The 1184-nt window shown below is 63.2% G+C and carries 2 protein-coding genes; both read left to right on the top strand.

Annotated elements, in window-relative coordinates; genetic code table 11:
* The coding region (locus AC097P_RS24365; protein ID WP_479612998.1) for a pyridoxal-phosphate dependent enzyme at positions 1-583 on the top strand (583 nt) is incomplete at its 5' end.
* A 45-nt stretch (positions 584-628) separates the two neighbouring features.
* A complete protein-coding gene (locus tag AC097P_RS24360) occupies positions 629-1003 on the top strand; it encodes a VOC family protein (protein ID WP_479612997.1) in 375 nt (124 codons plus the stop codon).
* The last annotated feature ends 181 nt before the right edge of the window (positions 1004-1184 follow it).

Below are 1184 nucleotides of genomic sequence, written 5' to 3'. Positions count from 1 at the left end.
CGACGACTTTGACAGCGCCAAGGAAGAGGCCAAACGCTTCTGCGCCAACAGTGGCGGTTATTTTGTGGAAGACGGTGCAGAGGCCAGCATTGCCGAAGGCGCGGGCACCATCGCCCGTGAGATGCTGGCGCGGCGCGACTTTGACACCCTGCTGGTACCGCTAGGCAACGGCGCGCTCTTGACCGGCATGGGCCGCTGGACCAAGGCCCATGCGCCAGATGTACGCATGATCGGCATCTGTGCCGCAGGCGCGGACGCCATGGCCGCATCCTGGCGCAAGGGCCGCACCGTGAACCGCGGCGTGGCCAACACCATAGCCGACGGCATCGCCGTGCGCATGCCGGTGCCCGAGGCGTTGGCCGACATGCAGGGCACGGTGGACGATGTGCTGCTGGTCAGCGAAGAAGCCATTGGGCGCGCGATGCGCCTGGTCTTTCAGCACGCGGGTTTGGTGGTTGAACCCGCCGGTGTGGTCGGTGTGGCTGCCGTGTTGGAACACGCTGAGCTGCGCACACAACGCTTGGCAACGGTCTTGTGCGGCAGTAACCTGACCGGCGAGCAGGTTGCGCGTTGGCTGGTGTAGCCCCCACGCTCCCCCACTGCATCCAATTTTTTGAAGGAGAAGACTGTGATTGACCATGTATCCCTGGGCACCCGACACTACGCGCAAGCCGTCGCTTTTTACCAGCAGGCACTCAAGCCGCTGGGCATAGAACTGCAGCGCGACACCGGCGCAGAAGCCGCGTTTGGCACAGCATCGCAATGGTCGTTTTTTCTGTACCCGGTGGAGGAAGACCAACACGTGACGGCCAAAGGCACACACATGGCACTGGGTGCAGCATCGCGCGCGGTGGTGGCTGCGGCCCATGTCGCTGCGCTGGCCGCAGCGGGCCAGGACATTTTTACGCCGCGCACCCGGCCTGACATCAGCACCACCTACTTTGGCGCGATGTTTCATGACCTGGACGGCCACCGCATCGAGGTGCTGACCAACGCGGCCTGAAGCAAGGGGACGATGGTGGTGTTCCAATAGCAGCATAGATTTGTTTTTTCTCGGCACCTCTTCGGGCACACCCACAAAACAACGCAACGTGACCGCACTGGCGCTGGTGGCCGATACCGGCAAGGGCTGGTACCTGGTGGATTGTGGCGAGGCCACACAACACCAGCTGCTGCACACCCCG

This window comes from Rhodoferax sp. ZS1R8, from assembly GCF_056521325.1.
This window is presented reverse-complemented; position numbering and strand designations above follow the sequence as displayed.